7 protein-coding genes are annotated in these 7,781 nt (G+C 60.4%); all 7 read left to right on the forward strand.

What is annotated here, in order from left to right; all coding sequences use genetic code 11:
- Window positions 1–75: 75 nt before the first annotated feature.
- A complete protein-coding gene (hisD, locus tag CK215_RS27765) occupies window positions 76–1,386 on the forward strand; it encodes a histidinol dehydrogenase (RefSeq protein ID WP_095832827.1) in 1,311 nt (436 codons plus the stop codon).
- A gap of 80 nt (window positions 1,387–1,466) precedes the next feature.
- Entirely contained in the window at window positions 1,467–2,717 is a 1,251-nt protein-coding gene (locus tag CK215_RS27770) for an ABC transporter substrate-binding protein (protein WP_095832828.1), read from the forward strand.
- 87 nt (window positions 2,718–2,804) lie between these two features.
- Window positions 2,805–3,689 (forward strand): sugar ABC transporter permease, encoded by an 885-nt coding sequence (locus CK215_RS27775; protein WP_095799992.1) that lies wholly within the window; start codon window positions 2,805–2,807, stop codon window positions 3,687–3,689.
- Window positions 3,679–4,557, forward strand: coding sequence for a carbohydrate ABC transporter permease (locus tag CK215_RS27780; RefSeq protein ID WP_067330598.1), 879 nt, complete (start codon window positions 3,679–3,681; stop codon window positions 4,555–4,557). Before CK215_RS27775 ends, CK215_RS27780 begins: the two co-directional genes overlap by 11 nt.
- 4 nt (window positions 4,558–4,561) lie before the next feature.
- Complete coding sequence (gene ugpC / locus CK215_RS27785; RefSeq protein WP_095826377.1) at window positions 4,562–5,662, forward strand: sn-glycerol-3-phosphate ABC transporter ATP-binding protein UgpC; 1,101 nt, start codon at window positions 4,562–4,564, stop codon at window positions 5,660–5,662.
- 9 nt (window positions 5,663–5,671) lie between these two features.
- Window positions 5,672–7,168 carry a GMC family oxidoreductase gene (locus tag CK215_RS27790; protein ID WP_095832829.1) on the forward strand — a complete coding sequence of 499 codons (1,497 nt, stop codon included), beginning with the start codon at window positions 5,672–5,674 and terminating at the stop codon, window positions 7,166–7,168.
- 84 nt (window positions 7,169–7,252) lie between these two features.
- A partial coding sequence (locus tag CK215_RS27795) for a lyase family protein (protein ID WP_245418849.1) occupies window positions 7,253–7,781 on the forward strand: 529 nt, incomplete at its 3' end.

A 7,781-nucleotide genomic window follows, 5' to 3' on the forward strand; every position in this document is an offset into this window, starting at 1 on the left:
CGCCGCCCTCGCATGTCGCCATCCACCACATTGATGATGCGGCGCGCAAGCGCCCGCAAACCAAGAGTTATTGCCATGATACGCACGGTCAAGCCCGCCAAAGGCAGTGTCGCAGACGATGGCCAGCCCGCAGTCACCGCGACAGTCCAGGCATTGCTGGCGCAAGTCGAGAAAGGGGGCGACGCGGCAGTGCGCGAATTGTCCATCCGCTTCGACAAGTTCGACCGCGACAGCTATCGCCTGACCAAGGCTGAGATTGACGGATGCATCAACGCGTTGAGCAAACGCGAGCGCGAGGATCTCGATTTCGCCCAGGACCAGATACGCAAATTCGCCGAAGCCCAGCGGGCCACACTTCGCGATCTGGAGATCGAGACGCTACCAGGCGTAATTTTGGGGCATAAGAACATACCGATCCAGAATGTCGGATGTTATGTACCGGGCGGCAAATATCCGCTGCTTGCCTCTGCTCACATGACGGTCTTGACCGCTCGCGTGGCAGGCTGCGAACGCGTCATCACTTGCGCTCCGCCGTTTCGAGGCAAGATCGCCGACAAGATCGTCGCCGCCCAGGCCCTTGCGGGCGCGGACGAAATCTATTGCCTTGGCGGTGTCCAGGCGATCGCGGCCATGGCCTATGGCACTGAGACGATCGCTCCCGTGGATATCCTGGCCGGCCCCGGCAATGCCTACGTCGCCGAAGCGAAACGGCTGCTGTTCGGCGAAGTTGGCATCGATCTGTTCGCCGGTCCGACCGAGACCTTGGTGATTGCTGACGACAGTGTCGACGGTGAGATCGTGGCGACCGACCTGCTTGGCCAGGCGGAGCACGGCGTCAACTCTCCCGCCGTTCTGATCACCAATTCTGAGAAACTTGCCCGCGATACCCTCGATGAGATCGAGCGTTTGCTCAAAATCCTGCCGACTGCGGCTGTCGCCGGCAAAGCCTGGGAAGACTACGGGGAGATCATCCTGTGCGACACGCTGGATGAGATGGTGGCGGAAGCGGATCGCATTGCCTCCGAGCACGTGCAGGTCATGACACGTGATCCGGACTATTTCCTTGAGAGGATGAAGAACTATGGCGCTCTGTTTCTGGGCGCTCGCACCAACGTCTCTTTCGGCGACAAGGTGATCGGAACCAACCACACGCTGCCTACGAACAAGGCAGCCCGATACACAGGCGGTCTGTGGGTCGGCAAGTTCCTTAAAACCTGCACCTACCAGCGGATCGAGACCGATGAGGCGTCCGCCTTGGTCGGCCAGTACAGCTCGCGCCTCTGCATCATGGAAGGTTTCGCCGGCCACGCCGAGCAGTCCAACATCCGCGTCCGCCGCTATGGCCGGCGCAACGTTCCATACGCATCGGCAGCCGAACCGCTCTGATGCGCAACACGCCCGGCACGCGCCCCACAGGATCGAGCCGGATCATCGAGCCACCAACGCAAGCAACAAGGGGAACTACAATGAAGCTCACCACCATCCTAGCCGCCTCGATCGCCTTCATGCCGGTTGCGGCAATGGCAGAAAGCAAGGGCAAGGTCGAAGGCATTCATCACTGGGTGTCCGAAAGCGAGGTCAAAGCGCTCAAGGTCATCACCGATAAGCTGGCCTCCAAGGGTTACACCTGGGAAGATAGCGCGGTCGGCGGTCTCAGCGGCGCCAACGCGCTGCAGGCATTGCGCACGCGTCTTGCCGCCGGGAACCCCCCGGCAACGATGCAGTTCCTTGGCTATGAAGGGCTCGACTGGGGCAAGCAGGGCGTCCTGCGCTCTCTCAACGATCTCTACACCAAGAACGGTTGGGACAAGGCGCTCGCCCCGCAGCTGCTTGCATTCGTCAAAAACGGAGACGACTTCATTTCCGTGCCGATCAACATGCACAGGCAGAACTGGCTTTGGGCGAACAAGGCCGTTTTCGACAAGGCCGGCATCAAGGAACCGAAGTCTTGGGATGAGCTGATCGCCGACGGAGACAAGCTCCGGGCCGCCGGTGTGGTCCCGCTCGCCATGGGTGACGAGAGCTGGCAGATCCTCGAGGTCTTCGAGGCAATCCTTGTCGACGTGAACGGGCCCGAATTCTACAAGAAGGCAGTCATCGACCTCGACGAGGGCGCTCTTTCGAGCCCCGAAATGATCGCGACGTTCGACAAGCTTAGGAAGGTCCGCGGACTTGTCGATGACGGCTTCACCGGGCGTGATTGGGCCGTCGCAACGGGCATGGTCGCGGATGGCAAGGCCGCCATGCAGGTCATGGGCGACTGGGCCAAAGGCGAGTTCCTTGCCAAGGGCCTCAAGCCCGGCGTCGATTTCCTCTGCTTCCCAACGCCGACCGACAAGCCCAACTTCAAGTTCGTGATCGACGCATTTGGCATGTTCAAGGTCGATGATGCCGTGACCACAGCAGGCCAGGACGCCTGGGCAGAATCGATCATGGATCCCGAGGTGCAGAAGCAGTTCAACCTGATCAAGGGTTCGATCCCGGCTCGCTCCGACGTTCCGGTCGACAGTTTCGATGACTGCGCGAAGCGTAGCTATGCTGACCGTGAGGCGGCGGTGAAGAACGGCGCGATGCTCGGCGGCCTCACGGAAGGCTTTGCTGCCCAGCCTCAATTCGCCGGCGTCTTCACCGACGTCGTCGGCAAATTCTTCGTCACCGACATGTCGTCCAAGGATGCTGTTCAGGCCCTGGTCGACGGGATCAACAACGCCCGCTAGTCCAAGCCATCAAAGCCCTGCCGGCAATCGTGCCGGCGGGGACACCGTCCGCAACAATGCTCGGCAATAGCGAGGTTGGTCAGTCCCATGTCGCTCAAAAACAAATTGGACCTATGGCTGCCGCGGCTCGTCCTGTCGCCCAGCCTGCTGGCCGTTCTGATTGCCGTCTATCTCTTCATAGTCTGGACGGCCTGGATCTCGCTATCTTCGTCCCAGATGGTCCCGAAGTTCGACTTCGTCGGGCTCGAGCAATATGTCCGTTTGTGGTCGACCCCGCGCTGGCACACTGCAGTCGCCAATCTCTTCATCTTTACGGCGTTATTCCTGGCGATCACCATCGCGCTGGGCTTGTTCCTCGCGATTCTGCTCGACCAGAAGGTGAGGGCGGAGGGCTTCCTGCGAGCCGTCTACCTCTATCCCATGGCCTTGTCATTCATTGTCACGGGCACAGCCTGGAAATGGATCCTGAACCCGGACCTCGGCCTGCAGAAGGTCGTCAACGAGCTCGGCTGGACCGGTTTTGTCTTCGACTGGATCACACAACCAAGCTTTGCAATCTACTGCGTGGTGATCGCAGCGGTCTGGCAATCGACGGGGTTCGCGATGGCCATTTTCCTGGCCGGGCTGCGAGCGATCGATACTTCGATCATCAAGGCCGCGCAGATCGAGGGAGCCAGCCTGCCGCGAATCTACCTCAGCGTCATCGTGCCGATGCTGCGCCCAGCATTCCTGAGCGTCATCGTCCTCCTGAGCTATATCTCGATCAAGAGCTTCGACCTGGTGCTCGCCCTCACAAATGCCGGGCCCGGCAGCGCCACCGAAATGCCCTCCACCTTCATGTTCGCCGCAACCTTCAGGCGCAACCAGATGGGCGTAGGTGCCGCCAGCGCCATTATGATGCTGATGACGGTCGCAGCCATCATCGTTCCCTACCTCTATTCGGAATTGAGGGAGGACCGCAATGCGCACTGAAGCACGCTCGGCGCGTCGTTCACACCAGATCGGCCGCCTGTTCATCTATGGCTCGCTGATCGCGCTCGCCGCCTTCTACCTGATGCCGCTTTGGGTGATGATCGTCACCTCGCTCAAGTCGCTGGATGAAATCTATGGCGGCTCCTTCATCGGGGTGCCCCAGGCGATCACCTTCGAAGCCTGGAACAAGGCATGGCAGGAGGCCTGCATTGGCACGGCCTGCACGGGACTGCGGCCATACTTCATCAATTCCATCCTGATGGTTGTGCCCGCCGTCATCCTGTCCACGGGGATAGGCGCGATAAACGGCTATATTCTCACGAAGTGGCGTTTCGCCGGCGCGAACGCGATATTCGGATTGTTGCTGTTCGGCTGCTTCCTGCCGTTCCAGGCCGTTATCCTGCCCATGGCGCAACTGCTGGGTCGCTTGCACCTTTCGGGTACCATTCCCGGTCTCGTGCTGGTTCACACGGTATACGGCATCAGCTTCACGACTCTGTTCTTCCGGAACTATTTCATCACCATCCCGGACGAACTGACCCGCGCGGCGCAGATCGATGGAGCTGGGTTCTTCCGGATCTTCTTTTCAGTGATGTTGCCGACCGCGCTCCCCATCATTGTGGTCTCTTGCATCTGGCAATTCACGCAGATCTGGAACGACTTTCTTTTCGGCGTGTCGTTCACCGCAGGGCAATCATCGCCGATCACCGTGGCGCTGAACAACATCGTCAACGTGACAATGGGGCGCAAGCAATACAATGTCGACATGGCGGCCGCCATGATTGCCGCCATCCCCACGCTTCTCGTTTACGTCGTCGCTGGACGCTACTTCGTGCGCGGTCTAACCGCCGGCGCCGTGAAAGGCTAGTGCTATGTCAACGCTTGAAATCGATCGGGCCCGCAAGCTCTACGGTGACCTCGAAGTCCTGAAGGAGGTCAGTATCTCCATCGGCACCGGCGACTTCCTGGTGCTGCTCGGCCCTTCGGGTTGTGGCAAGTCCACACTGCTCAACATGATCGCCGGCCTCGAGAACATCTCAGGTGGCGAAATCCGCATCGCCGGCAGGGTTGTCAACGACCTGTCGCCGAAAGACAGGGACATCGCCATGGTGTTCCAGTCCTACGCCCTCTATCCCACGATGACCGTGCGCCAGAACATCGAGTTCGGCATGAAGATCCGCGGCGTGCCGCAAGCCGAGCGGGACAAGGCGGTCAAGACGGCGGCCGACCTGCTCCAGATGACGCATCTTCTGGACAGGAAGCCCTCGCAACTCTCGGGAGGCCAGCGCCAGCGCGTGGCAATGGGGCGCGCGATCGTGCGCCAACCCAAGCTGTTCCTGTTCGACGAACCTTTATCCAACCTGGACGCCAAGTTGCGCGTCGACATGCGAACCGAGATCAAGCGTCTTCATGCACGATTGGGAACCACAATCGTATACGTCACGCATGACCAGATCGAAGCGATGACGCTCGCCACGCGCGTTGCCGTGATGAAGGACGGCGTGGTCCAGCACCTTGACGATCCGCAGTCGGTCTACGACCGGCCGGCGAACGTATACGTGGCCAAGTTCGTGGGCTCGCCCTCCATGAACATCGTTCCGGCGAGACTTGACGTGGAAGACGGTCGGCCAGTCGCGGTGATCGACGTCCCAGGTGGGGCGGCTGCCCGCCTCTCAGGCATCCCTTTGTCTTCACAAGCGGCAGCCAAATACGCTGGGCGCAGTATTCTGCTGGGCGTTCGTCCGGAGTTGTTCAGCGTCGCCGGCGAGCAAGCCGCGCAAGCGGTGACGGTAAACATCGACGTTGTCGAGCCTACGGGCCCCGATACGCTTGCTCTTTTCCAGGCAGGCGGGGTCGAAGTCACAGCTCGTGTGCCGCCAAGGGCCGTGGCAGCCCGCACTTCGGCGACCCTCGCGGTCGATACTGGCAAGATCGTGCTGTTCGATGCCGACAATGAGCAACGCATAGACTGAGGCATCGAAGTGGATCAAACAGCTGATATCGTCATTATCGGGTCAGGCATAGGAGGCGCTTCCCTGGCCCATAGCCTGGCCGGCACCGGCAGGCGCATCGTGATTCTGGAACGTGGCGAGCACCTGCGCGACGCGCCCCAGGCGCGCGACGACCGGGCGATATTTCTCAAGGGCTTCTACCGTTCGACCGAAGAGTGGCTCGGCGACGATGGGCAGGCTTTCCTGCCCGGCAACTATTACTATGTTGGAGGCAATTCCAAATTCTTCGGCGCGGTGATGTACCGCTACAGGCTTGAGGATTTCTCCCCCCGCCCGCACATGGACGGCGCCTCGCCTGGATGGCCGATCACCTACGAGGAGCTCGAGCCCTGGTACGAGCGAGCCGAGGCGATTTTCAAGGTGCGGGGTGACCCCACGCAGGATCCCACCGAGCCGCCGCGCACCGGTCCTTACCGTTTTCCGCCGGTACCCGACGAGCCGGCCATAGCGGCCGTGCGCGCTCGCTTGAAAGAGGCGGGGATCCATCCAGCCAGCCTTCCCCTGGCTATCGACATCAATGAGTGGCTTCGCCGCGCAAAGACCGGGTGGGATGCGTTTCCCAACACGGGTTCCGGCAAGATCGACGCCGAAGTTGGACCGCTGACTGCCGCGTTGAACAGCAGCAACGTCAGTCTCGTGACCGGGGCCAGTGTCGTACGGCTGGAAACCGATCCGACGGGTCGCAAGGTGACTGCCGCGGTGTTTTTCAAGGATGGAGTTGAGCGGCGGATCAGCGCTGGCGTCTTCGCCGTTGCGGCTGGTGCGGTCCAAAGCGCGGCACTCTTGCTGCGGTCGGCGAATGCCGCGCATCCGCGCGGGCTGGCCAACGGCTCCGACCAACTCGGCCGCAACTTCATGAACCACAACACCACCGCCATGCTGGCGATCGATCCGCGGTCGGCCAATACGTCGGTCTACCAGAAGACCCTGGCATTCAACGACTTCTATAACGCCGATCCGGAAACAGGTTTCCCGCTTGGCAACGTGCAATTGCTTGGACATATCACGGGTAACATCCTCAAGGCGAACGCGCCCTTGCTGCCACGGTGGCTGGCGGGGCTGATAGCCCGCAATTGCTATGGCTGGTTCTTGACCAGCGAGGACCTGCCCAATCCAGAGAGCCGGGTCACGGTTCAGAATGGCCGCATCGTCATGCATTGGGTTCGCAGTAACATGCGAGCGCACGAGCTGCTGATCCGCAGGACGCGAGGTGTGATGCGAAGGGCGGGCTTCCCCATCGTTCTTACTCGAACCTTCGGCAGAAAGACGACTTCGCACCAGTGTGGCACTGCCAGGCTTGGAAGCGATCCGGAGACGTCGGTTGTGTCGCCTGATTGCCGTTCCCACGAAATTGCAAACCTCTATGTAACCGACGCTTCTGTGCTTCCGACATCCGCGGCCGTCAACCCGGCACTGACTATCGCGGCGCTCGCCATCAAGGCTGGCGCCGTCATCAGCCGGTCGTGAGGACCTCATCTTAGTATCCAGACTTGTGAATCTTGCACCTGCGTGGGTGACGCCCGAGGTCTTGGCTGAGCGGAGTTAGCAACCATGATTGCCGACCGTATCGAAACGGATCTGATCGGACCGCTCGCTGTACCGGGCCACGTGCTCTATGGCGTGCACACCCGTCGAGCAGAACAGAACTTCGATGTGTCCGGGCTGCGGCTGAAGGATTTTCCCGAGTTCATCCAGTCGATGGCGATGGTGAAAAAGGCTGCTTGTCTTGCAAACATGGAACTCGGACTGCTCTCGCCCGAAAAGGCCCAGGCTATTTCAGATGCGTGCGACGATATCATCGAACTGAAGGGGATCGAAGAAAACTTCCCGGTTGACATGATGCAGGGAGGGGCCGGTACGTCGACAAACATGAACCTCAACGAGGTTGTGACCAACCTGGCCCTGATCAAACTCGGCGCCAAAATTGGCGATTACGCAAGGCTGCACCCCAACGACGACGTAAACCTCTCCCAGTCGACAAACGACGTGTATCCTACCGCAATTGACGTTGCCCCCAGTTTCTATCCAGTTTTGAGTTCGTTTCCGGCCTGGGTTGTGCCCTGCTGGGCGGGTGAAGCGA

The organism is Mesorhizobium sp. WSM3864, from assembly GCF_002294955.1.
Taxonomy (GTDB): domain Bacteria; phylum Pseudomonadota; class Alphaproteobacteria; order Rhizobiales; family Rhizobiaceae; genus Mesorhizobium.